This is a genomic window from Chitinophaga filiformis (genome assembly GCF_900102545.1).
Taxonomy (GTDB): domain Bacteria; phylum Bacteroidota; class Bacteroidia; order Chitinophagales; family Chitinophagaceae; genus Chitinophaga; species Chitinophaga filiformis.
Window position 1 is genome coordinate 294,753 of record NZ_FNBN01000008.1, and the last position, 24,722, is coordinate 319,474.

The window sequence follows — 24,722 nt, forward strand, 5'->3', positions numbered from 1 at the left end:
ATGGCTACGAAAAACAACACGAAGATCTACGGCAGAGAGGAACTGAAGGAGCATTTCCGGAATGGAAAGCTGCCTACGGAACATCACTTTGCCCATCTGATAGACTCCACCATCAACAAGCAGGAGGACGGTTTCTCGAAAGACGAGGAGAATGGTATGCTGGTAGCAGCGTTGGGCGCCTCGAAGAGGTTCGTTTCCTTCTACCGTACCAATGATGACCTGGAGCCTTTTTTCCTCATGGAAAAAGATGAAAGGGAGAATCCGGGTTTCCGCATGGGGCCTACGCCTCCTGCCAACCAGGAGGTACCAACGGATGAAAAGAACTTCTATTTCCACCTGAATGGTAATATGGGCGTTGGCAAAAAATGCAATCCCTGCTATAAAATGGAGGTGGCTGGTTTCATCGCCATGGAAGGACGTGTGGGTACTTATATGATGGGGAAGGTGCCGGCAGATGGCAGGTGGCATCCCATCATCAGCGGCCTGGATAACTGTCACGCATATGAAATCATGGCGAGGACCGGCAAACGTAATTCAGGCCGTTTTGCCATTATCCATGCCATTGCGGTGGCTGCATTCGGGAATTCCCGCGGCAGCATACGCCGTACTACTGCGCATTATGGTTTCTTCTGGAACCGGCTGCGGTTGAGGTGGAAAGGCAGTGCCCATAACTATGACCTGCAATTGCGTACCAACAGTAATTACGGACCGGATGTAGACATCTATTACCGCATCATGCGTTTATGGGATGATACTTCATTCATGCCGGAGGAATATTATCACTAAGCATTGTTTATGGCAAAGATTCCTTTACAGATCAGCCGGGATAAGGAGCGGGATACCTCCCTGGAATATTCCAGGCTAAGAGCAGAAGCACTGACCCTGGTACAGGAGTTGTCCGGTCATATCTGGACAGACTACAACCTGCATGACCCCGGGGTTACCATGCTGGAGCAGTTATGTTTTGCGTTGACAGATCTGGCCTATAAAACAGACTTTCCTGTCAATGAGTTGCTGGCTGACAGGAGCGGGCGTATCAATGCCAATGACAATGCGTTCTACAGCAAAGCGGATATACTCAGCTCCGGGCCGGTTACAGTAGCAGACTATCGTAAGCTGATACTGGACCAGCTGGAAGAAGTGGAGAATATCTGGATAGAACCTGTTTTATCAAAATATACACCGGGGGCCTCCAAAGGTACTTACAGGGTCTTTATACAACCCAATGATAAGCTGACACGCGAGATTGAGGTGCGCCAGTCGGCCACCGAAAAGATCATATCAGATGTCAGGAACTGCCTGATGCGGTACAGAAGTGTGGGTGAGAACTTTGAAGAGATCACGGTACTGAAGGCGCAGCATATTTCCATCAAGGCCACTATCATGGTGGATCCCCGCTATCCTGTGAGGGAGACACTGGCATACATCTGCAACGCGATCGAGCAGGTGGTACATCCATCAGTGCGTTTCCTGTCAGAAGCGGAACTGCTGGAGGCTGGATATGCTACTGAAGACATTTACCTTGGTCCGCAGCTTACCAGGGGCTTTGTGCCGGATGAAGACCTGCTGGAAAGAAAACAGCAGATCGATCCTTCGGAGATGGTGAAAGCCGTTTCACTGGTGACCGGCGTATTGCAGGTGAAGTACCTGCATGTATCAGCAGATGGAACGAATTTTAGCAGTCGCCCGGTAGTGGTACAACCCGGCTACTACCCTTATGTGGACATTGCCGATACCCGCAACGATATTGGCATTTATAGCGATCAGTTTGAACAGCATTCCCGTGATGCTGTGTTCTGGAATGTATACCAGAAGATCAGAGAAGTGAAGAAGCGTCACTATACAGGACAGGAGAAAGGTCTGGCAGATCATTCACTGGAAGCGCCTTATCGCGATGCTAAACAGTATTATTCCCTGCAACATTTTTTCCCTGCCATCTATGGCGTGGGAAATGACGAAGTATCCCGTCATGAAACGCCTCAGCGCAGGGCGCAGGCGAAACAGCTGAAAGCATATCTGTTATTCTTTGAACAGATCCTTGCCAACTACCTGGCACAACTGGGTAACCTGCCTTCGGTGTTTTCTCCGGATATCAATAAAGTACCACCTAATACTTACTTTACGCAGCCGCTGTATGATGTACCACATGTGAAACATCTGCTGAAAGCCTTTACCTCCGGTAAACAGAGCTGGGAAGCATTTACAGCGAATGCAGACAATGAATATGTGCGTTCCCTGCAGCAGATAACTGAGCAGGATGACCTGTATCAGCAAAGGAAGGTCCGCATCTTCGACCACCTATTGGCCCGCTTCAATATGATTGTGCCAAGATACCCGGTAAGTCTGTATGAAATGACCTATCAGCCGCCGGATGAAAAGAACAGGATCAATTGTGAACTGCGCTGGAAAGCCAGCATCCTGCAGAAGTTGCCGGCGCTCTTGTCCGAGCGTGTGCAGGCCTTCAACTACATGCAGGCTACTGAAGGCCTCTTTTCGGGCTACCATCAGTGGTTGTATAAGCTCCTGCATATTGAGCGTAACCTGCAGGAGCCGTTGACAGCGGTCTTCAACAAAGATCATGTGGACATGAAGGTAAGCGGATGGCAGCCTGTGCCACAGGCTAAACATATACATGTCAACGGTGAAACCATCTGGTACAGTGATGATATTGCTGATAGTGAAATCGGCACAGAGAAATATTACTTCGGGCATCAGCCTGTTTCCCTGTTAAAACACGGTGTGGATCCTGCACACTACAGGATCGTGGAAGATCCTTCCAACAATCATTTCCTCGTCTTATATAAAGCTCCCGGCCAGAACACCTGGCATGCAGTGGCCAAACATTTCAGCAAGCAGTCGGCCACGCAGGCGCAGTACCGTATGATCAGGCACCTGCAGGAGATCAGCAGAGCATCGGAAGGCTTTTATATTGTAGAACATACGCTGTTAAGACCCTTGCTGAAAACAAAAGCCTATGGCTTTAAATTGCTGGGCCGCGGTGGGAAACTGTTACTGGAGCTACGCAGCTACCAGACATTCGACGAGCGGGAGAAGATGGTTAATCTGCTGATAGAGACTGACTGGGCAGCACTCACGCCAGCGGACATGTACCAGCAGTTACTGACGAATTGTTACGTATACACCGGATCGGCAACCCTGGAAGCTGACATGATCGAGATAGCCGTTAGTCTCCGGCAGATAGCGGCAGGTTCCATTGCCGATTATCCCAGGATGGAATATTATGTCGACTCAGGAAATGGCGCTGCGATGTCTGACAACTTTTACCGGCCGGCGATCTGTATCGTACTGCCTTCCTGGCCGGCCAGGTTCCAGTATGCAGAGTTCAGGAAGTTCACGGAAGACCTTATCCGTGAGCAGACCCCTGTTTATTATAAGTTAAATTTCCGCTGGCTGAGTATTGCCGACATGCGACAGTTTGAAAGCATTTACTATCCCTGGTTAAAGGCATTGCCCGACTTTTATATGAATGGCATTGTTCCTCCGCAGCGCGCGAAGTTGTTTGAATTCCTCACTAAAAACAGGCGGCCGTAAATGGGCAAGGGCGAACATATTATCCGCAAGTGGACGTTTGATGTGCAGTATACCGATAAGGATAATGCCAGGACTTTACAGGATAAATTCAGCAGCCTGTTCAACCTCCATTTATCTGCAGCAGCAGAAACAGTGATAGATAGAGTACTATCACCCGCAGAGAGTGTCTGGATATCAGCCTTAGAGATAGACCTGGGCACTTTACCTTACACCAATTTTGAACAGGATATTCTCCGCTTGTTGCCCGAGGCGCTGGAAAAGGCATTACGCGAACGTATCGCTAAAGTAGACCAGCAGCAGGCTACCGGAGAAGGTGGATTACATTTCCATACGGAGGAAGACCGTTACTATGCGATTGTAGCACATTACCTGCGTACCGGCAGCATGCCCTGGTGGATACTTCCGGAAGAGGGAGGAGAACTGGAAACGATGTTGCTGACACTGATAGCAGACAATCCTGCCCGTTTTGCATCCTTCATCACCAACATAGCCCAGCAGGATTATATCCTGAAAAGAATTGCCTGGCATTTTTCGCGGAATGTGGTGCAGCAGATCATCACCTCACTGGAAGAGGCACAGGCAACTTTCATTCTCGGTTATATTACCGGGGTGATTACCCTGCATAACCGGCAGCCACTGGTACAAAATGCCCAGAGTGAATTTGAGCGGGCGGTATGGCTGTTTGTACTCACCTACCTGGTGACTGACAATAGTGGTCAGTTCAACAGGAAACAGTTCATCCGCCGTAACCTGGAAAGACTGGCGCGGCACTTCAACGTTGACTACTTTCACTTGTTATATATTTTCCGTAAGGCGATAGACACTTATCGCCAATATATCCCTTCCGATTCTTTCGTCACCTTCATACAGGTATTGTATGAAGAGAGTGAGGCAGCGGGCCTGCATTCACAAGGCGGGCAGTCGCTGGTCGTGATGCCACATGATGCCTACGAGAATGTAGTCGCCCCCCGTTTACTGCCATTGCCGGGAGGGATACATACAGATCTGCCCCTGCCTTTGTTGTGGATCAACTATGATACGATCATCAATAAGGAAGACCGGGAAGAGGTATGGGAACAGGCGGTTGTGTTGTTCCGCGCGTTTATTACGGGCCAGCCTTTGCCAATCTGGTTCAGTAGGTTACAAACTGGTCGACAGGATGTGCTCCTGAAACAGGCAGTGATCCTGTTGTTCAGGAAACGTCCTTTAGTGCTGGCGTCCATGTGGGAGCATCCGGTACACAAGCTCCAGGCCAGGCTGGAAGTACATCGTTTATTTGACAGACCGGTCACACCGCTGGAAGAGAACATCCGTAAACAACTGCAGGTATATGTCGAACAGGATGCCCTGCAATTCCTGCAGCAGGCATTACCGCATACCTTCATCCAACACCGGGATAGCTTCAGAGAGATATGGCTGCAATACCAGCAGCGTTCCCATACAGAGCGGTTAGCATTCTATAGGAACGTATTGGCGCCTGTTGCCGTATTGCAACAGGTAGCATTACACACAACAGAGGATGATTTCTGGCATATGATGCGTGATGCATTGCCCTTGTTGTGGGGTAACCATACCATTACCGCATTGAAAGAGTGGCAGGGTTTGATGGAAACACTGCTGACAGACAACCTGGAGCGCGAGCGTATCCGTTTGCTGTTCCGCCGTTTCAACCTCTTATGGTTGTCGGGCAAGATACAGGTCAATAACAGCGACGACTATATTAATCATCTGGCGAGATATATTGGCAGCTATGATGAAACCACCATGCATAAACTGCTGAAGGCGATTGTCAGTTTTGATATGGGGTCGGTATCTTCATTTACACAGATCCGCGCGGCAGTGCCTGTGTTACAACAGGCTACAGCAGCTATGTTAAAAACAAGTACAACGCAGGCAGTCACCACTCCGGAAGAACAACAGGCGTTGGTACCTGCCCGTCGGCAACAGGAAATAACTGAACCTGTTGTGCCCGAAGAAAGACCTTACGAAAGCCTGTTTGGCAGAAAGCAGCCAATTGCGGGATCGCCGGAGCAGGCGGTGACCGTAAAGAATGCGGGGCTTGTATTACTGCATCCGTTCTTCCATACTTATTTCTCCCGCCTGGAACTGTTATCGGGAGGTAAGTTTGTAAATGAAATGGCCCGGCATCGGGCTGTCCGCCTCTTACAACTGCTCGTAGACGGTGGTGCAGAGCAGGAGGAGCATGCGCTGTTATTGAATAAGGTGATATGTAATATGCCCTGGGAAGAACCGTTGTTGCCCGATATTGTACTAACAGACGCTGAGAAAGAGCTCGCCCGTTCACTGATAGGTGCTGCCATCCAGCAATGGCCGAAGATGCATAACAGCTCCATAGATGGTTTCAGGGCCTCTTTCCTGCAAAGGGAAGGGCGGCTCTGGCACACGGAAGAAGGCTGGTTCCTTTATGTAGAGAAACGCAGCTATGATATTATTTTACAGACATTACCCTGGAGTTATGGCATGATGCGATTTGCCTGGCTCCCTAAAATGTTATATACTGAATGGACAATCACCTGATTGCGGCGAATGCTAAGGCTTTGTATGAGGACCTGCAATGGTTCAATGAGATACTGCAACTGAGAATGAAACAGTATTTTGAGCAGGCGCATACCTATGTGGCAGAAGAACCACCCCCGCCGCCGGGAGTAAAGGATGCGGTGTATTCACAGATCGTCAGTCACTACAACATGAGCATACCCGAAAGGCTGGTGTTGTTGCTGGCTTTATGTCCGCATATACAACCGCAGCTGCTGGATGTATTCTTCGTGAAGAATAGTACCTATGACCGTGGATTCACTGAATTCGGTGGTATGAAAGGCAACCAGCATGGCGGCTTTCTTCCTACAGGAGAAACAGCAGCATTCCTGCTGGCAGCCAATGACCTGCAGCAACGTTTTCAGTTGTTACAGTTATTCAGTCCGGGTCATTTCTTCGCGCGGCATAATATGCTGAAGCTCGTCTCGGCACATGTAGACGAGCCTTCCATGAGTGGCGCGTTACAGATCTCTTCGGAGTACCTGAGCTTCTTCACACATGGTACAGCCTATCAACCGCATTACAGCACGCAGTTCCCCGCAAAGCAGATCCGGACAGACCTGGACTGGAAAGACCTGGTACTGGATCAGCACATCATGGCCGAAGTGGAAGAGATCCGTACCTGGATAGAACATGGTCCCACACTGATGAAGGAATGGCAGATGGAAAACAGGATTAAACCTGGTTACAGGGCCCTTTTCTATGGACCTCCGGGAACGGGTAAATCATTTACCGCCTGTCTGCTGGGAAAGACATTCCACCTGGATGTATACCGTATAGACCTTTCTATGGTGGTATCCAAATATATCGGTGAAACAGAGAAGAACCTGGCCGGCGTATTTGACCAGGCAGCGAATAAGAACTGGATACTCTTCTTTGATGAAGCAGACGCTTTATTCGGCAAGCGTAGTGCTACCAACTCTTCGCATGACCGTTACGCCAACCAGGAGGTAGCGTATCTCTTACAACGAATAGAAGATTTCCCGGGACTGGTCGTGCTTGCTACCAACCTCAAGGCGAATATTGATGAAGCTTTCGGCAGAAGGTTCCAGTCTATGATCTATTTCCCTGTACCGGGACCTGCACAACGGCAACGTATCTGGCAGCAGTCCTTTCCCTCACAGGTGCAGCTGGATGCCAATGTGAGCCTGGAAGACATTGCGAAGAAGTACGAACTGGCGGGTGGCGCGATTATCAATGTCGTGCAGTATAGTTGTCTGGCGGCGCTGAGTAAGAATAGTAAGACTATTTTACTCAAAGATATACTGACGGGGATTCGTAAGGAGTTTAATAAGGAAGGGAAGACGCTGAATTTTTAGGGTGACTACACTTCCTGGGAAATTTTTTCTACAAAAAAATAAGGACCCTTTTAGTATGCACTATGTAATGGCAGGGGCACGCCTTTTGCTTTTGTGTTGGGCATGAGAACGATAAACTTATTGCTGCTGGCTGTGTGCGGACTGCTCATCTTTTCTTATAGCTGTAATAGCAGGACTGTGGAAAAGCAAAAGGATGAAAAAACTACTTCCGTTACACCCCGAAACACGCAGATCACACCTGCGAACGCCTACAACGATCTTTTTCTTGACACCAGTGATGTCGCTAATTTCATTACGAAGCAAAAGCTGGATGATACGCTTGCTAACCGTATCCGTAGCTTTTATAATGCACGCAATTACCAGTATGCCTGGTTTGATAGTCAGGGGTTGAATGAACAGGCCTATGGCTTCCGCAGTCTCTATGATTATAGTGTAGATACGAGTGAGAGTAATAAGTCGCTGGAATACCGGCTGAACGCTATGATGACGGGCGATAGCGACTCTGCTGCCTCTCCGCGGGATGCCAATATTGTAAAGACGGAGTTGCAATTGACGCAGCGCCTCATCAATTATTACCTGAACATTGGTCCGGATAAAACGGTAGAAGGACTGGAACATGCAGTACCGGCTATGAAGGCAGAGATCCTGAAAAAGGCGGAAGCTGTTCTTGATGATAAGAATAAAGATGGTCTGAATAATACTTACAGTGCTTTGGTAAAGGCACTGAAACAGTATACAGATATTGCGAAGAAAGGAGGATGGGATACCATCACTGTAGAGAAGAAGAAAAGATATAAAAAAGGAGATAGTACTGCCCTTATTGGCTGGGTGAAAAAGCGTTTACAGATTACAGGCGAATTGGCTGATAAGGACACGACGATTGTATTCAATGATGGACTGGAAAATGCGGTGAGGTTGTTTGAAGGTACCCATGGTCATACGCCGAAGGGTATTATTACAGATACGCTCTTACGTGAGATGAATATGCCGGCCATTCAGCTGGTAGAGCGTATGCTCATCAACCTTGAAAGAATGCGCTGGGCGCCACCGACACCGGAAGGTCGTCTTATATTGGTAAACATTCCGGAGTTTGCCTTACATGTATGGAATGGTAAGAACAAGGAATTTGATATGCCGGTAGTGGTGGGTAAGGAAGGTAAAAGCACGACTATGTTCTCCGGTAAGTTGAATCAGATTGTATTCAGTCCTTACTGGAACCTGCCTAACAGCATTGTGCGGGAGGAAGTATTGCCGGCGATGTCGCGCAATGGCAATTATCTCAGTGAAAAAAACATGGAAGTTGTAGGAGAGAGGAATGGACTGCCTGTTATCAGGCAATTGCCCGGGAAGGATAATCCATTAGGAAAGGTAAAGTTCCTGTTTCCTAATAGCTTCAATATTTACTTTCATGATACGAATCAGAAATATTTATTCGAGAAAGATCAGCGGGCTTTCAGTCACGGTTGTATCCGGTTGGGAGATCCTGTCAGGTTGGCCAACTACCTGTTAGCTGATAATAGCAACTGGACGTCGGAAAGAATTGATAGTGCAATGAACAGCGGGAAGGAAAAATATGTTAAGATAAAGGATCCGGTGCCAGTGTTGATCACGTACTACACGGTCTGGGTCGATGAAGGAGGAATACTGCAATTCAGAGAGGACATTTATGACCATGACGCCTATACAGCCCGGAAGCTCTTTACTGATCCGAGATAACCGTCACCCTGATCACTAGAACATGATATAAAATTCATCCCATCCCCCTGGCCCTTTTCGGTACACGCATTATCACCATGCAGAGGCCGGTAATGTTATTGCAGCGTGCAAGCATAGACGCTGTCATGTGAGTATCTGAAGAGGGGCCAGGGAGGATGAAGATGGTTTGGATCTGATTTGATTATTGGAAAATGGATCTCAGATTCGCATCTTTAAGCGACAGTAGTATCTTTCTCAGCCGCCAACATCTTTGAATTAGCCATGTATGACTTATCAGGACTGTAAAGGAACAGACAGCTGCCATTTTTAATGACCTGGATGATCTGTTTGTGTACCTGTTCCGGAATAGCCGGGCAACCCAGGCTACGTCCGATATAACCCTGCAGTTTAGCGATCTTTTCGCTGACATATGCCGCACTATGCATCACGATACCTCTGCTCATAGCATTGTCGTTAATGCCTTCTTCCTCGCCTTCCAGGCGCAGGGAATAGCCATGCTGACCTTTGTAGGTATCGCCGGTCACATAGAATCCCAGGCTGCTTTTAAAGCTCTCCGGCGCATTGGAAAAAGTAGTGGCCAGTGCAGTACCGGAATTACGGCCATGAGATACGAAAGTGTTGAACAACACTGTTTCGTTCTTCAGGTCAATGACGAACAAACGTTTCCTGTTTGACGGCTGACTGAAGTCGGCAATGGTCAACAGGTCAGGATTTTTCAGTTTACCCTCTTTCTCCAGCTTTTCCAGACCAGACAGTGCATAATTGAATGCCTCCTCGGAAAGTCCAAGGGAGTCCAGCTTTAATGCTGCAAATAAGGCGGCCTTACTGTTCAATTTGTTTTCGGCAAGCGGGACTATTTTCGTTTTATGTCCCTCGGTAGGTGCAATGGTAAAGAGAATTCCGGCAAACAGACCGGCGGTAAGGGCGAACTTGATAAATTTCTTAACAGGTTTCTTCATTAACGGAAATGGTTTGGCAATTTAAAAATAAACCGGGCTTATGTGAGTCCGGCTGCGTTTACGTAAAATGACTAATGCAAAATTAACGCGGAAAATGCTAATAAAATGTGAAGAGGATAATTTAAGCTCTGCAGTAGACTGATCTTTAACAATGTTATGACATTGCAGGCAGGCGCTGCAAGTAGTTGATACTTAGATAAGTGTACAGCGCGGCTGTATAAACCGACGCTGCCATTCTGACACATCTCGCCCAGATTCCCCTCTTCCGCAAAGCCATATTAAAGACGTATTAAAGGCATATCAAAGGCATGTATAGTGCATGGTATCGCGGCCCAAAACTGGTCCACGCCGATAGCTGCCAATATTACATTGCATAGGTGAGATTTCACTGAATAGTATGCGGGTAGCATGCATAGGCTATGCAATGGTCATCGCTACCTTAACTGGGCGCCAGGAAAGGTGCAGGTGGGAATCCCTGGCCTAAGTTCTTTGAAGCTGATGATACGACTTACCAGGGGTTTAATAATCCCCCAATGCCCAATACGACCTCCTCAAGCTAAACAGTCAGGAAGCTTCAAAGAACTCAGCCAGGGATCCCACCTGCAACCTTTCCGATAAGCACCCCAACACCGCAAACCTGAGGCTATGCACGCCGTATTATGCCGGCCCAACTACAAATAAGACGGAGGCGGAGATTTCCTGTACAAAACTGACGTCATCGCTTGTTCTCTGCTAGTTCTCTCCAGTTCTTAAGTTAAATAGCATTAGGGGAGCGAGTTCAAACATGCGGAAGCATTCAACGTAAACCGCCGCCTTAAAGAGCTATAAGAGAAAAGCCTGCCAGGAGAGTTCCTAACAGGCTTTAAATGATATTTTTAACCGGTTTAAACAGCAGGTTCCTGCTGACTCAGACAGTGAAAGCTGCCCAGCCCCCAGATGATCTCGGTAGAATCAATTCCCACTACTTCACGGTCTTTGAAACATTCGGCAATGATCTGCAATGCCTTATCGTCATTTTTACAATTGAATACAGGAACGATCACATGCTTATTGCTGATATAGAAATTAGCATATGAGGCCGGCAGGCGCTGATCTTCATAGACCACAGCATCCGGCATCGGGAGTTCTACTATATTCAGCTGTTTGCCATTCAACAGGCGCATCTGCTGTAACTGACGGAGGTTACCCTGCAGCAGTTCGTAGTTTTCGTCCTGTTTGTTGCTTTCAACAACGGTCAGGACGGTATCTTCATTCACGAAACGGATGGTGTCGTCGATATGACCATCGGTATCATCGCCTACAATGCCCTCATCCACCCATAGTACCTGATCCATACCATAGAAATCGTGCAGGTAACCTTCGATCTGTTCCCTGTTCAGGTGCGGATTACGGTTCTCATTCAACAGGCAGCAGCAGGAGGTCAGGACAGTGCCTTTACCGTTAAATTCCACAGAACCACCTTCCATGATGATTCCGGGGTGGTATACCGGCAGATTGAAGTGTTTGGCAATGCTGGTAGGGATCACATCATCCTTATCGAAAGGAGGATATTTACCGCCCCAGGCGTTATAGTTCCAGTCTACGATGACCTTTTTCTGTTCAGCAGCCGGGTTGATGAGGAAGGCCGGGCCATGATCGCGGCACCAGGCGTCGTTGGTAGGGTGAATGAAGAATTCAACCTTATCCATGTTGACACCGGCATTGCGCAGATGACCGGTAGCGAAAGCCTTCATGGTTTCATCATTCACATTGATACGGACCAGTTCACTTTCCGCCAGGTATTTTACAAACTGGCTGTAGTAAGGATAGATCGTATGGATCTTTCCGGGCCAGCTGGCTTCTTTGTGGGGCCAGCTCAGCCAGGTAGCGACATGCGGATGGAATTCGGCAGGGAAAAAGTATCCCTGCTGTTTCAGCGTTGGTTGTCCGTTCATTATGCTTCGTCGATAAATCTTTTGGTGATAGGAGCGTAGGAATCAATTCTTCTGTCGCGCAGGAACGGCCAGTGAGTACGGTACCTGTTGGTGGTGTTCAGGTCCAGTTCCTGTACATACACCTCTTCCTGGTCGTGAGACGCCTGGTAGATAATAGTACCGAAAGGATTGGAAATGAAGGAACCACCCCAGAATTTCATGAGGCCATCCTGTTCGAAGCCTACACGGTTTACACTCACTACGTGTATGCCATTGGCAACGGCATGACTGCGCTGGATAGTCTGCCATGCGTTGTACTGTTCTGTGTTAGTAGCTTCGTCCTGGGAGGTAGCCCAGCCGATAGCGGTCGGATAGAACAGAATTTCAGCACCCATGAGGGCCGTGATCCTGGCAGCTTCCGGATACCACTGGTCCCAGCAGATGAGCACACCAAGGGTAGCGAATTTGGTCTTGAAGACTTTATATCCCAGGTCGCCCGGGGTGAAGTAGAATTTCTCATAATAAGCCGGATCGTCCGGGATGTGCATTTTACGGTATTTACCCAGGTAGGTTCCGTCTGCATCCAGTACGGCAGTAGTATTGTGGTAGATACCCTGTGTACGCTTTTCAAAGAGGGAGGCGATGATCACCACGCCCAGTTCTGCGGCTACTTTCTGCAGGGAGTCGGTAGACGGGCCGGGGATAGGTTCTGCCAGGGAAAAATTATCATAATCCTCCACATCACAGAAATAAAGGGAAGTAAACAATTCCTGCAAACAAACGATCTGTGCACCTTTAGCTGCGGCGTCACGGATACCTTTGGTAGCTTTGGCAAGGTTCTCCGCCTTGTCTTTGCTGCAGGACATTTGCACAAAACCTACTTTAACTTTTGACATTACCTGAGTTTAAATTTTACCGTTAGAAAAATGAAGGCGCAAAAGTACCAAATAATCTAGAAAAACGCGATGCCGATATGCCAGCCAAACCAGCTGAAGAGACCATCGCCAAAATCGAAGGGGCTATAGTGTCTGGGAACCTTTATTTCATGTTCCGGTTCAGACACATCCAGTTTGTCGCTATGATAAACGGTAAACGTCGGACCGGCAAAGAAGGTGATCTTTTTTGCCAGCCGCCTGTTCCAGGCTGCCTGTAACCTGATCATCGTATTAGTAGCGTTCCAGTCGCCCAGGTAGAGGTATTGCGAGGTAGCTTCCGTAGTAATGAAAGCCAAAGGAGATAATTTGAAATCATGGCCGATACCGTAACCAAAGGAGTAGGCCTTCTTATCTCCAAAGCTCATACCTGCCAGCATGAGGCTATACAACTTCCTGTTGCCCGATTTGTAGGCTATGTTCAGGTCAAGGACCTCGTTGGTATAGATCTGTACCTGGTGATAACCTCTCCGCACGAAGCTGACCAGGCCTATGCTGTAACCATCGGAGGAGTCGGCATAGTTAAATAAACCGATCTGTACACCTTTGAGGATACCTGCATAGTTCACCAGGCCGGATATCTGGGCGCCGCTGGTCGTATCTATGCTGACGTTCATCCAGCTTGCTATCTGTGCGCCTTTCAGTCGTTTGGTATAGTTAATGGCGCCGGCTATCTGTGTGCCGTTGGTAGTATCGATGTTGACATTTACAAGGCCGGCAATTTGCGCACCACCAATTCCCTGGGCATAGTTGACGGCTCCTGCCAGCTGTGCACCGCTAACAACTCCTCTTGCAACACTAATGAGACCGGCAGCCTGCACTCCCTGGGTTTTTCCACCAGCATGGCTGATAGCGCCGGAAAGTTGTGCACCTTCTGAATAGGCGCCCGTCTGACCATACACCCCGCTGGCCTGTACTCCCCGGAAACCATACTTCAACACATTACTTACTCCGGCTGCCTGTACACCTTTCAGTGAATCCATGGTGTGGTTATGTACACCCGCCAGCTGCACACCGGTCATACGTCCGCCGACGATATTGAAGACGCCTGCAATTTGTAACCACTTCACATCTTTCTGATCGATGTTGAACACACTGGCAAGTTCAACTCCACGAAGACCGGCCGTATAACCACCAATCAGGTTCAGTGAAAATTTATTGATCACCTGCGAGCCTATTTTACCATGTGTACCAATAGCGGGTACAAGGGAGTACTGGTAGGGCTGTTTGGTAAAGAAATCGCTCAGGTTAAGACTCTGCATCCGCTGGCGGGAGGAGATGAAAAAGCGGCCGAACATGGTTTGCTCCACATGGGAATACTTATTTATATCTACTACGCTAAGCTGTATTGGCGGTGCCGGTTTAATACTGGCGTCCAGTTCCTGGTCATGTCCGGTGAGGATCAGCATAATAGTATCCCGGTACAGTTCCTTGCTGACAGTCAGCATGGCGGCAGCCCTTTCCCTTTCACGCAGGCGTATTTTGTAATAACCCTGTTCATTGGTCATAGTGGAGATCAGCTGCACTCTTTCATAAACGCTGGCATTGTTGATAGGAGATCCTGTAACGGCGTCTTTTACGTGTCCGCTTACTACGAACCATTTCTCCTTTGAGGAGGTACCGGGTTGTATGATAATCTGGTCGCCTATCTCGCGGAACTGGAAATTGCCCTGGAACAATATATCCAGGACCTGTTTAACAGATCTGTTGCTTACATGTATTGTTACAAGACTGTCGTCATGAATAAATTCCTTCACATAAGAGAAATGAAATCCGCCCTGCATGCTAATATTATCTAGTACTACAGCAAGGGGTTGTCGGTCGGCATCAACGGTAACCGTCTTATTAAGCGGGCTTTGGGCATAACTGGCGTAGCTTCCAAGGAAAAATACCACCAGTATTAATAGATATTTCAACAGAACAGTTTTGATGTTTTGCGGCAAGATACTCCTATTTTTCTTTTTGGATATTAACTACTCATACTGTAGGTTTGTGGCGCATTTGGTTTCACCTGGTGGTGAATTAATAGGGAATCCGGTGTAAATCCGGAGCTATCCCCGTAGCTGTAATCCTGTATCGTGTGTATGCGATCGGTTTTTCCGGATACTCAATCTCTCAATTGCCACTGTTCGCCAAAGGCGGACGGGAAGGCCCGGAAAAAGCAGGAAAGCCAGAAGACCTGCCAATAGCAACCGACATTCCGTGCCTTCGGGTGAAAGACACTTGATGCAGTTACTGCCTGTAAAGGCGCTGTTTCTTATTTATCAATTTATTTGTGCCGGTAAGAAAGTCACTGTAGACAAGATTGCCTGCAATTCGTCTGTTCAACCGAATGAAGGTCATGGTATCCATCAACTGAGACAAACGTTCGAATTATGCATAAAAATTTACGCAGCTTGTTAATGGCCTGCCTGCTGTTTGCGGTAGCCTCCTGTTCAAATGATGATGCGGTAACGCCTCCTCCAGGTAAGTATGACAATGGGTTTTATATAATCAGCGAAGGGAATTTTAACGTTGCCGCCGGCGATATTTACTTCTATGATTATGATAAGGATTCTATATACACCAAAGCTTATTCCGCAGAAAATCCAGGTAAAGCCCTGGGTACATCCACCACTACTATGCAGTTTGGTACCGTCTATAATGGTAAGTTATACCTCGTAGGTAAATATGACGGTCCGTTCGTAGCTGTTGATGCTGCAACACTGAAAGAGACAGGAAGAGTGGACAGTTTGCCGGGCCATGACGGCCGGGCGTTTCTGGGTGTAGACGACAGCCGGGGCCTGCTTAGTACTGCCGTGGGATTGTATCCTGTTACCCTCGGCACATTGACTTTGGGCACAAAGATCAGCAGCGTGGATGGTGAAGTGAAAGATATGATCAGAAGCGGCAATTATATATTTGTGATGTCGGCTAAAGATGGTATTGTAGCTTTGAACGCTAATGATTACAGTCTGGCAAAGAAACTGGGAACAGCAGTGTCTGGTTTTGTACAGAGCAAAGACGGTAATGTATGGGCTGCCTCCACCACTCAGCTGAAGAAGATCAATGCTGCTACACTGGCGGTGGATAGTATCACTACCGGTTTTCCGGTCTTTTATAATGAGTGGACATATTATAATAGCTCTATGGTAGCATCTACTACTGAAAATGCTATTTTCATTGTTTCCGGCAATAACAAGGTATATCGTTATACCGGTGATGCAGCATCTCTGGGTACGCCGTTCATTACGCTTCCCGCCGGACAATACTTCTACGGAAAAGGTATCGGGTACGATAAAACGAAGAACTACCTCGTATTGAACAGTAATACAAACATTTACGGCTCTGATCCGAATAATACGATCTACATATATAATGCAACTACAGGCGCCTTGCAGCACAGCAAGACCTACGAGGGATTCTATTTCCCAGGTATGGCTGTTTTCCGTTAATTCATTGAGACATACTTGAATAATCGCTACTACATACGATCTGTATTTCTTTTTATCCTGTGCATGACGGCCGTTCGCAGGCTTCATGCACAGGATAAAGCGGCACTGACTGCAAAAGACACTGCCGCTGCCAGGATATTACAGGGAGTGACGATCTTCTCTGACAGGAGTAACCCGGTATCGCCCGTACAGACGCTGAGCGGTATTGCATTGGAAAAGATGAACAGCCTTTCAGTAGCGGATGCTGTACGCTTCTTTTCAGGCGTACAGTTGAAAGATTACGGCGGCCTGGGAGGATTGAAGACGTTGAATGTGCGTAGTATGGGCACCAACCATACAGGTGTATTCTATGACGGTGTACAGCTGGGTAATGCCCAGAACGGAACGGTAGATCTTGGAAGATTTTCTTTGGATAATATAGAACAGATAGCACTCTACAATGCCCAGAAGGGCGTCCTGTTACAACCGGCAAAAGGATTTGCAACTGCTTCGGCTATTTACCTGCAATCCCGTAAGCCGGTGTTTCAGGAGGGTGAAAAGACACATGGCAAGGTGGCTTTTAAAACAGGCTCTTTCGGGTTGGTTAATCCTTCCGTGCGACTGGAACAGCGATTGTCAGCACGCTTATCGGCTGTAGTGAGCAGTGAATGGCTGCATGGGAACGGTCGATATAAGTTCAGATACACCAACGGCACCTATGACACTACGGCCGTCAGGCAGAATACAGCGATCGATGCCGCCCGTGTGGAGGCTGGATTGTATGGGCAGCTGAAAGACAGCAGCAGTTGGCAGGCGAAGGTGTATTATTACAATTCTACACGTGGATTACCCGGCGCTATTGTCAGTAATAAATTCCTCAACGGACAACATCAGTGGGACAGGAACCTGTTTATACAATCATCCTATAAGAAACAATTCGGGAAACGGTATACCATGCTGCTGAACGCGAAGTTCATGTATGACTACGTCCGTTACCTGGATACGGCCATAGTTACAGTGGATGGCCCTTTGATGAACCGGTATCAGCAGAAAGAGTATTATATCTCATCTGCCAATCAATACAAGATCACTTCTTTCTGGGATGTGGCGCTGTCGGCCGACTTCCAGGTGAACGAGATGACCGCCGTTAACCTGGATCATTTCGCAATTCCCACCCGTTACAGCACACTGGCGGCGGCAGCTACACAACTGCACCTGGGACCAGTGGAGCTACAGGGTAATCTGCTGGCTACGATCGTCAATGAAACGACGAAAGCATATACGGCCGGCAGAGATTTCCATAAGTTTACCCCTACCATATTAGCCTCCTGGCAGCCTTTCCGGGGAGAGGATTTGAAGTTCAGAGCATTCTACAAGAGTAGCTTCCGCATGCCTACCTTCAACGACATGTATTATAGCACAGTAGGAAATCCTGCTTTGCGGCCTGAGTATGCCAGACAGTATAACATCGGAACAGGATATACGAAGAGTTCATCCGGCTTCCTGCAATTTTTCTCCCTGCAGGCAGACGCGTACTACACTCATGTGAAGGATAAGATCGTCGCCTCTCCGGGACGTAACTTCCAATGGATGATGCAGAATATTGGTTCGGTTGATATATATGGTATTGATGCCAGCATACAGTTATCGCCTGTTTTGTTGCAGGCAGTGAAGACCGACTTTTCTGTGAAGTATACTTATCAGAAGGCTTTGGATAAGAGCAACCCGGCAGAGGTTAACTATAAGGACCAGATTGCCTATATTCCAGTGCATAGCGGATCCTTCGTTGCGCATGCCTCCTGGAACAAGTGGGACGTGAACTATAGTTTTATTTATGTCGGAGAAAGATATTTCCTGAATACCAATATTCCGCTATATTACATGGAACCCTGGTATACCAGTGATGTATCGGTGACGACGAGTTTGTTGTTCGGTCGCAAGCTGGTAAAGCTGACAGGGGAATTAAATAATGTATTTAACCAGTATTATGACGTGGTGATTAACTACCCGATGCCGGGGCGTTATTACCGTCTTACTGCCAGTATAAATTTTTAGATTATGCGTTTTTACAGATCACTGCTGGTTGTGTGTGGATTGCTTATAGGGCTTGCCGCCTGTCGTAAGGGTGCATCTGTTGTACCGGGTGATGATACACATGTGGGCGCAGACAGCCTGCGCAATGGCTTTTACCTCCTGAATGAAGGTAACATGGGTATGAACCTGGCTACGCTGGATTATTATAACAGCAGTACAGGTATTTACAGTAGCAATATTTACAGCACTATCAATCCCGGGGCTACAAAAGAACTGGGAGATGTGGGCAATGATCTGCAGATCTATGGCGGTAAACTATATGCCGTAATCGCCATGTCTGATAAGGTCGAAGTGATGGATGTGCATACGGCTAAACGTATCGGGCAGATTAATGTACCATCCTGCAGGTATATTACTTTTTACAAGGGGAAAGCTTATGTGAGTTCTTATGCTACTACCGCGGGCGGAACATCCAATGTGAATGGGTATGTGGCTGAAATTGATACGGCTACTTTACAGGTGATCCGGACGGCCGGCGTAGGTCGCCAACCCGAGGAAATGGCTATATCGGGAGATAAGCTATATGTGGCTAATTCCGGGGGATATAGTCCGGGGAACTTCGAAAGGACCCTGTCGGTGATTGATATGAACACGTTCAAAGAGACAAAGCGTATCGATGTAGCGGTTAACCTGCATCGTGTCAAGGCCGATCAATACGGCGACGTTTACGTTACTTCCCGTGGGGATTATTATGCCCTGCATTCAAAGCTGTTTGTGATAGATACCCGGAAGGATATTGTAAAAGATTCTCTGCCACTGGCAGTCAGTGATCTCTGGATATCGGGCGACAGCGCCTATGTTTATGGTGTAGAATGGAGTTATGTGACGAATAAGAATACCGTCAGCTATGGTATTGTTGATATTAAGAATGAGCGTGTGCTCACGAACAAGTTTATTACAGATGGAACAGATGCGCAGATAACAACACCGTCTGGCATAGCCGTAGATCCTGATTCGAAGGAGATCTATGTAACAGATGGAAAAGACAACCTGCTGCCGGGTACTTTGTATTGTTTCAGTCCGGCGGGCAAAAAGAAATGGAGCGTGACCACGGGAGATATCCCGGGGCACTTTGCTTTTGTACGGAATTAACCATTAAACCTGATTGCTTATGAACTTTAGCAGAATAATTATTTTAACAGGCCTGTTTGCGGCGGTGCTCGTTTCCTGTTCAAAAGATGACGGAGGTCAGCCGGAGGACACCGGCATCAGACCTATTACCGATAGCAGTAGCCCATATATCAGTGTGGTGTATGATTACCAACCCGCGCCGGGACAGTTTGTCAACGAGACTATTGGCACTCCGGCAGGCGCACAGAAGATCATCGGAGGAACAGCTGAACTGCTGCACCTTGGGGCGTTTGGCGGGTATGTAGTGTTTGGGTTTGATCATTCCATCCTCAATAAAAGCGGTGCTGATCTGGCTATTTACGGCAACCCGGTGAAGCCGCCAGTGGAGCTGTCAGAACCCGGTATTGTGATGGTGAGTAAAGATGAGAACAGGAACGGTAAGCCTGACGATACCTGGTATGAGTTAGCAGGTAGTGAATATGGAGCTGCCACGACTATCAAACACTATAAAGTAACCTATTACAATCCCGGTGGGATAAAGGATGTGTCCTGGAAGGATAATCAGGGGCGCTCCGGTGCGGTATTGATCAATACGTTCCATAATCATTCGTATTACCCTTTATTTGCGGCTAACCAGGATTCTATCTCGTTTGAGGGTACGCTATTGAAAAGCACTTCCGGCGTGCTACCAGGTACTACTACCTATGTAAATACCGGTTTTGCATGGGGCTATGCGGACAACTGGGGTACCGATGCTGTAAAAGATCCTTATGCCACCAACCTGTATAATTCATTTGATCTATCCTGGGCGGTGAATAGCAATGGAGAGGCGGTAAGCCTGTCTGCCATTGATTTTGTGAAGGTGTATACCGGTCAGCAGGACAAAGGCGATGCTGCAGTAGGAGAGACCTCTACGGAGATCAGAGGCGCCGCTGATCTGAATATGAAATAATTTGCAGCTAATTTTTGTTATTTTACGAGGGCTGTTCGTTTAACGCGGACGGCCCTTTCCATTTCATGTTCACGTTCTAAATTCAATTCCATGCTTAAAGCCACATTTATGAGAAATGTGCTCCTGCTCTGTGGGCTGGTGGCCGTTCTGACTGCGTTCAGGTCTGCCAGTAATACGACAGTCACTCAGGCGCCTGTACCTGACAGTATTATGCCCGTAAGAGGTTTTTGTATCGGAGCGCCCAGAAAACCCGCGCTCGATGATTTTATCAAATTTATCAGGGAGGAACTGGTAACCCGTAAGGTCAACACCCTCATCCTCCGGGTGGACTATAACTACGAGTATGAGAGTTATCCTGAGCTGAGAGATCCTTCGGCGCTGTCGAAGGCTGATGTTAAAAAGCTGGTGCAGGTATGTCGCCAGAACAAGATCAACCTTATTCCGCAACTGAACCTGCTGGGGCATCAGTCTTGGGCTGGCCAGACGCATAACCTGCTGGCGAAGTTCCCGCAGTTTGACGAAACGCCCTGGGTAAAGATGCCGGAGAAATATGAATGGCCTAATGCCGATGGGCTCTATTGTAAGAGCTATTGTCCGCTGCACCCGGAAGTGCATGATGTGGTATTCAAGCTCGTAGATGAGCTGTGTGATGCGTTTGAGAGCACTGCATTTCATGCAGGCATGGATGAGGTATTCTATATCGGAGAAGCTAAATGTCCCCGTTGCGGTGGCCGTGATAAGGCCGAATTATTCGCCGGCGAGGTAAGTCTGTTACGTAATCATCTTGCGGAAAAGGGCAGGAGCTTATGGATATGGGGTGATCGTCTCATAGATGGTAAAACTACCGGTATTGGTATGTGGGAGGCTAGCCTGAACAACACTTACCGTGCTATTGACCTGATCCCTAAGGATGTGACGATCTGCGACTGGCATTACGACCGTCCTGATAAAACGCCGGTGTATTTTGCGATGAAGGGGTTAAAGGTAATTACCTGTCCATGGCGGAAGCCGGAGTTTGCCACTCAGCAGGTAAAAGACATGCTGGAATACCGGGCATCTTCCACTCCAATCATGAAAGACCGGTATCAGGGTATGATGCAGACCGTATGGTCAGGTGCGGAAGACTTCATGGATGAGTATTATGGCAGGAAACAGCCAAGACCTCGTGAAGACGGCAAACCTGCAGATACAACACATACGCAGACTAAGTGTTTCCGTCAGCTGTTTACCGAGATTAATAAGGCAACGCTGTAAGCCTGAGTAATTTATAAATAAAGCCCGGCAGTCTTATGAAGGCTGCCGGGCTTATATTTTGTGAGTTATTTGATAGTGTCAACTTGTTGCTTGACTTCGTCAACCAGCCATTACAGGAACCGGTTTTCTGCCCAGATCACGCATAAAACGGAAATGAGAGCGAACTGCGGATGTCATAGTAGGCAGGCAGTTATATTGTACACCGAATTCGGCGCATTTGGCCTCCACGATCTTGCTGATCTCAGGATAATGTACATGGCTGATACGAGGGAAGAGGTGATGCTCCACCTGGTAGTTCAGTCCACCGACAAACCAGGAAATGATCCTGTTACCCGGCGCAAAATTGGAAGTGGTATTGATCTGGTGGATAGCCCATTCGTTCTCGATCACTTTTGGTTCGTCGCCCACTACTTCGAAATTGGTTTCCTCTACCACGTGCGCAAGCTGGAAAACGATAGCCAGTGTAAAGCCCATCACCACATGCATAGCGGTAAAGCCGATCAGCCAGGCCTGCCAGCCTAATAAAGCAACCGGAATCGCCACATAGAACACAAGATATAATGCCTTACTGGCCCAGAAAGTCACATGGTCTTTCATCTTCATGGGTTGAAGTGGTGTTCTGTATACTTTACGGCTGAGGTACTTAACGAAATCCATAATGAATACCCAGGCAAAGGATGAGATGGCATAGATCAGCACCACATAGATGTGCTGCACACGGTGTGCCGGAGTCCATGTCTGGGTGCTGCATTGACGCATCAGCGGGCTCTTGGCAATATCATCGTCCATACCGTCTACGTTTGTATAAGTATGATGAATGATGTTATGTTTCTGTTTCCAGATAAATGCATTTCCTCCGAGGGCGTTTAATGTGAGCCCAAGGATATCGTTCACTACTGAATTTTCTGAGTAACTGCCGTGGCAGGCATCATGCATAACATTAAACCCGATGCATGCCAGGATAAAACCAAGTACCGCGGAGAGGGTGATTCCCAGTAGTCCGGGCATTGGGAACATCAACAGCGACAGATAAATCAGCACTGCCAATGGGATGAGTACGACAGTTTTTATATAAAGATGTCTATTACCCGTTTTTTTAATGTTATTTTCTGTAAAGTACTCTTCTACAGAAGCCTTCAGCGATTGAAAGAAGAGTGCTTTTTTGTTGTTAAATGTAACTTTGGCCATAAAAGATTAAAAAAAATAATTAGTTCGCGAATCGGTAGTTGTAGGTAATGAATACTGGCGACGGAACTGAATAAGAAAGAGAGTGATCAGGTTCAAAAAAAGTTGCATCCCCATATTGCGTGACACAAAGTACATATAAGGATTGATATATAAAAATGTTATAAATATGTTAATCTTCTAATTACGAACAATATGAGAAAATATTGAAAGAGAATGAGTTTTATTTGGTACACTGAGTTTTATGACCTACCTTCAGTCTTTACAAATTTTTCAAATAGTACAAATGAACACAAAATTCCAGGGAACTGTAAAGTTCTTCAACGAGACAAAAGGCTTTGGCTTCATTAAACATGAAGAGTCCAATAAAGAGACTTTTGTACACGTAAACGGTCTTATTCACGAAATCCAGGCAGATGACAGAGTAGAGTTTGAACTGCAGGAAGGTAGGAAAGGAATGAATGCCGTTAACGTTAGACGTATCGACTAAGCTTGCTTTTTCATACATTTAGCAAAGAACCCTCAGGCCAGGCCTGGGGGTTCTTGTTTATATGCAATCTGCTATTCGGTGATGAAGTTTTTAATTGTATTCATAGGTACGGCTGTTTTCGGACTGAACGCGGATCAAGTTGAAAACTTGAGGGATTGCCATTAAGCATATAATTAACAAGCCTAAAAAGAAAGAAGTACGTCCCTCACGCTTCTCATAGCATTTCTAATTGATTTTACCCTAGCATTAAATGATTCAGCAGCCGCATTGGTAGCGCGCTGTTCTTCTTGTTGCCCCATATTCTGAACACCCTGTTTAGCGCTATCTAAGAACCTCTAACCAGGATTTATATTCCTTGCCCTCACATCCCATTCCTCAACCGAATTGTTTGATAATTCGGATCGACCAGGCACATCAGAATGATAGACCTACAGGAGTTAGTTAATCTTTCCCCGCAGCGTTCGGACAGCTTACTGTCGGCTTACCGTCAGTTTACCATCGGCCTGAAGTCGGCTTTCCATTAGAAGGCTAAAATGATATCAAGAGGCTATTTAAAGGGTACCTCTATATCAAAGGGATATTGAAGTGACCTATAAATACTATTGTGATCCCCAGTTGCATAACTATTTGTATATTAGTCGCATTAAGACAACAAGCTTTTGTATAGATAACCTCAAAAAACCTTTTTATGGCCATTGTTAAAGACAATATTCTCATGCAGCTTGTACGGGGCACTCTCGGCAAACATTACATCATCTATGAACGGAATGGGCAGATTATTATGGCGATGAAACGCGGCCCGTCCAGGAAAAAGCCTACACAAAAACAGTTGGAAGCAAGGCATAAGATGACCATTGCTTCAGCACGAGCGCAGGTATTGATGGCCGATCCGGAGATAAAGGCCTACTATCAGTCGATGGCCGGGCCGGGCCAGAATGCCTACAATATGGCGGTGAAGGATGCTTACCACAGTCCGGAAGTCCAGAATATCAGGTTAGAAAATGAGGAGGTTGTGGTGACTGCCAAAAATGAGTTCCGGGTAGCAGAAGTGGAAGTAAAGGTAGTAGACGCTGAAGGCGTTATCACAGAAAGCGGTCAGGCAGTGCTGGATCGCAACAGAGTAGATTGGCATTATAAAGCAACTGCGCTGCCTGTAGGCGGTAAAGTCATTGTAGTAGCGGAAAACTTACCGGGGTGTCAGACGGTGAAGGAGTTGCTGCTTACATAAAACCGTCTTCACTGTTTAGGAATAGCTTCCTGCTGGTTGAGGAGCTTTGTCTGCATATTCCTGCATATTCTTCAATTTACCAGCACAG

17 protein-coding genes and 1 riboswitch are annotated in these 24,722 nt (G+C 47.3%); of the genes, 12 read left to right on the top strand and 5 right to left on the bottom strand.

Going from position 1 to position 24,722, the window contains the following annotated elements:
- From BLR32_RS26925 to BLR32_RS26945, 5 genes are all read left to right on the top strand, one after another.
- Complete coding sequence (locus tag BLR32_RS26925) at positions 1-786, top strand: hypothetical protein (protein ID WP_089836482.1); 786 nt, start codon at positions 1-3, stop codon at positions 784-786.
- A 9-nt stretch (positions 787-795) separates the two neighbouring features.
- Positions 796-3,552, top strand: coding sequence for a hypothetical protein (locus tag BLR32_RS26930; protein ID WP_089836484.1), 2,757 nt, complete (start codon positions 796-798; stop codon positions 3,550-3,552).
- Complete coding sequence (locus tag BLR32_RS26935; RefSeq protein WP_089836487.1) at positions 3,553-6,090, top strand: contractile injection system tape measure protein; 2,538 nt, start codon at positions 3,553-3,555, stop codon at positions 6,088-6,090. It begins immediately after the preceding gene.
- On the top strand, positions 6,075-7,427 hold the full coding sequence (locus BLR32_RS26940) for an ATP-binding protein (RefSeq protein ID WP_089836489.1): 1,353 nt from the start codon (positions 6,075-6,077) through the stop codon (positions 7,425-7,427). The genes BLR32_RS26935 and BLR32_RS26940 overlap by 16 nt, the downstream gene beginning before the upstream one ends.
- A gap of 102 nt (positions 7,428-7,529) precedes the next feature.
- Complete coding sequence (locus tag BLR32_RS26945; RefSeq protein WP_089836492.1) at positions 7,530-9,143, top strand: L,D-transpeptidase family protein; 1,614 nt, start codon at positions 7,530-7,532, stop codon at positions 9,141-9,143.
- A gap of 212 nt (positions 9,144-9,355) precedes the next feature.
- On the opposite strand, the gene BLR32_RS26950 is transcribed toward BLR32_RS26945, so the two are convergent.
- The 4 genes from BLR32_RS26950 to BLR32_RS26965 all read right to left on the bottom strand — a co-directional run bounded on the left by BLR32_RS26950 (position 9,356) and on the right by BLR32_RS26965 (position 14,863).
- On the bottom strand, positions 9,356-10,102 hold the full coding sequence (locus BLR32_RS26950) for a murein L,D-transpeptidase catalytic domain family protein (RefSeq protein ID WP_089836494.1): 747 nt from the start codon (positions 10,100-10,102) through the stop codon (positions 9,356-9,358).
- An 884-nt stretch (positions 10,103-10,986) separates the two neighbouring features.
- Positions 10,987-12,036, bottom strand: a complete 1,050-nt coding sequence (locus BLR32_RS26955; RefSeq protein WP_089836495.1) for an agmatine deiminase family protein — start codon at positions 12,034-12,036, stop codon at positions 10,987-10,989.
- A complete protein-coding gene (locus BLR32_RS26960) occupies positions 12,036-12,911 on the bottom strand; it encodes a carbon-nitrogen hydrolase (RefSeq protein ID WP_089836497.1) in 876 nt (291 codons plus the stop codon). Before BLR32_RS26960 ends, BLR32_RS26955 begins: the two co-directional genes overlap by 1 nt.
- Before the next feature lie 56 nt (positions 12,912-12,967).
- Positions 12,968-14,863 carry a peptidase associated/transthyretin-like domain-containing protein gene (locus BLR32_RS26965; protein ID WP_143011606.1) on the bottom strand — a complete coding sequence of 632 codons (1,896 nt, stop codon included), beginning with the start codon at positions 14,861-14,863 and terminating at the stop codon, positions 12,968-12,970.
- A 69-nt stretch (positions 14,864-14,932) separates the two neighbouring features.
- Positions 14,933-15,148: riboswitch (cobalamin riboswitch) on the top strand.
- Between the two features lie 174 nt (positions 15,149-15,322).
- Here BLR32_RS26965 and BLR32_RS26970 point away from each other — a divergent pair.
- From BLR32_RS26970 to BLR32_RS26990, 5 genes are all read left to right on the top strand, one after another.
- On the top strand, positions 15,323-16,381 hold the full coding sequence (locus tag BLR32_RS26970; protein ID WP_089836502.1) for a DUF5074 domain-containing protein: 1,059 nt from the start codon (positions 15,323-15,325) through the stop codon (positions 16,379-16,381).
- A 63-nt stretch (positions 16,382-16,444) separates the two neighbouring features.
- Positions 16,445-18,415, top strand: coding sequence for a TonB-dependent receptor (locus tag BLR32_RS26975; RefSeq protein ID WP_089836504.1), 1,971 nt, complete (start codon positions 16,445-16,447; stop codon positions 18,413-18,415).
- A 3-nt stretch (positions 18,416-18,418) separates the two neighbouring features.
- Positions 18,419-19,546 carry a DUF5074 domain-containing protein gene (locus tag BLR32_RS26980; RefSeq protein ID WP_089836506.1) on the top strand — a complete coding sequence of 376 codons (1,128 nt, stop codon included), beginning with the start codon at positions 18,419-18,421 and terminating at the stop codon, positions 19,544-19,546.
- Between the two features lie 19 nt (positions 19,547-19,565).
- Positions 19,566-20,477: a hypothetical protein gene (locus BLR32_RS26985; RefSeq protein WP_089836509.1), complete on the top strand. Its 912-nt coding sequence runs from the start codon at positions 19,566-19,568 to the stop codon at positions 20,475-20,477.
- 108 nt (positions 20,478-20,585) lie between these two features.
- The gene (locus BLR32_RS26990; protein WP_089836663.1) at positions 20,586-21,731 is read left to right on the top strand and encodes a family 20 glycosylhydrolase; all 1,146 of its coding nucleotides are present in this window, start codon (positions 20,586-20,588) and stop codon (positions 21,729-21,731) included.
- A gap of 99 nt (positions 21,732-21,830) precedes the next feature.
- On the opposite strand, the gene BLR32_RS26995 is transcribed toward BLR32_RS26990, so the two are convergent.
- On the bottom strand, positions 21,831-22,919 hold the full coding sequence (locus BLR32_RS26995) for a fatty acid desaturase family protein (protein WP_089836511.1): 1,089 nt from the start codon (positions 22,917-22,919) through the stop codon (positions 21,831-21,833).
- 283 nt (positions 22,920-23,202) lie between these two features.
- Here BLR32_RS26995 and BLR32_RS27000 point away from each other — a divergent pair, with 283 nt between their 5' ends.
- Both BLR32_RS27000 and BLR32_RS27005 read left to right on the top strand, forming a co-directional pair.
- Entirely contained in the window at positions 23,203-23,406 is a 204-nt protein-coding gene (locus tag BLR32_RS27000; RefSeq protein WP_089836665.1) for a cold-shock protein, read from the top strand.
- Between the two features lie 688 nt (positions 23,407-24,094).
- A complete protein-coding gene (locus tag BLR32_RS27005; RefSeq protein WP_089836513.1) occupies positions 24,095-24,634 on the top strand; it encodes a hypothetical protein in 540 nt (179 codons plus the stop codon).
- Positions 24,635-24,722: the final 88 nt, after the last annotated feature.

Bases quoted from the DNA above. Each gene is read 5' to 3' on its own strand.
- BLR32_RS26925 (WP_089836482.1), top strand. From the start codon at position 1: ATGGCTACGAAAAACAACACGAAGATCTACGGCAGAGAGGAACTGAAG.
- BLR32_RS26930 (WP_089836484.1), top strand. From the start codon at position 796: ATGGCAAAGATTCCTTTACAGATCAGCCGGGATAAGGAGCGGGATACC.
- BLR32_RS26935 (WP_089836487.1), top strand. From the start codon at position 3,553: ATGGGCAAGGGCGAACATATTATCCGCAAGTGGACGTTTGATGTGCAG.
- BLR32_RS26940 (WP_089836489.1), top strand. From the start codon at position 6,075: ATGGACAATCACCTGATTGCGGCGAATGCTAAGGCTTTGTATGAGGAC.
- BLR32_RS26945 (WP_089836492.1), top strand. From the start codon at position 7,530: ATGAGAACGATAAACTTATTGCTGCTGGCTGTGTGCGGACTGCTCATC.
- BLR32_RS26950 (WP_089836494.1), bottom strand. From the start codon at position 10,102: ATGAAGAAACCTGTTAAGAAATTTATCAAGTTCGCCCTTACCGCCGGT.
- BLR32_RS26955 (WP_089836495.1), bottom strand. From the start codon at position 12,036: ATGAACGGACAACCAACGCTGAAACAGCAGGGATACTTTTTCCCTGCC.
- BLR32_RS26960 (WP_089836497.1), bottom strand. From the start codon at position 12,911: ATGTCAAAAGTTAAAGTAGGTTTTGTGCAAATGTCCTGCAGCAAAGAC.
- BLR32_RS26970 (WP_089836502.1), top strand. From the start codon at position 15,323: ATGCATAAAAATTTACGCAGCTTGTTAATGGCCTGCCTGCTGTTTGCG.
- BLR32_RS26975 (WP_089836504.1), top strand. From the start codon at position 16,445: ATGACGGCCGTTCGCAGGCTTCATGCACAGGATAAAGCGGCACTGACT.
- BLR32_RS26980 (WP_089836506.1), top strand. From the start codon at position 18,419: ATGCGTTTTTACAGATCACTGCTGGTTGTGTGTGGATTGCTTATAGGG.
- BLR32_RS26985 (WP_089836509.1), top strand. From the start codon at position 19,566: ATGAACTTTAGCAGAATAATTATTTTAACAGGCCTGTTTGCGGCGGTG.
- BLR32_RS26990 (WP_089836663.1), top strand. From the start codon at position 20,586: ATGAGAAATGTGCTCCTGCTCTGTGGGCTGGTGGCCGTTCTGACTGCG.
- BLR32_RS26995 (WP_089836511.1), bottom strand. From the start codon at position 22,919: ATGGCCAAAGTTACATTTAACAACAAAAAAGCACTCTTCTTTCAATCG.
- BLR32_RS27000 (WP_089836665.1), top strand. From the start codon at position 23,203: ATGAACACAAAATTCCAGGGAACTGTAAAGTTCTTCAACGAGACAAAA.
- BLR32_RS27005 (WP_089836513.1), top strand. From the start codon at position 24,095: ATGGCCATTGTTAAAGACAATATTCTCATGCAGCTTGTACGGGGCACT.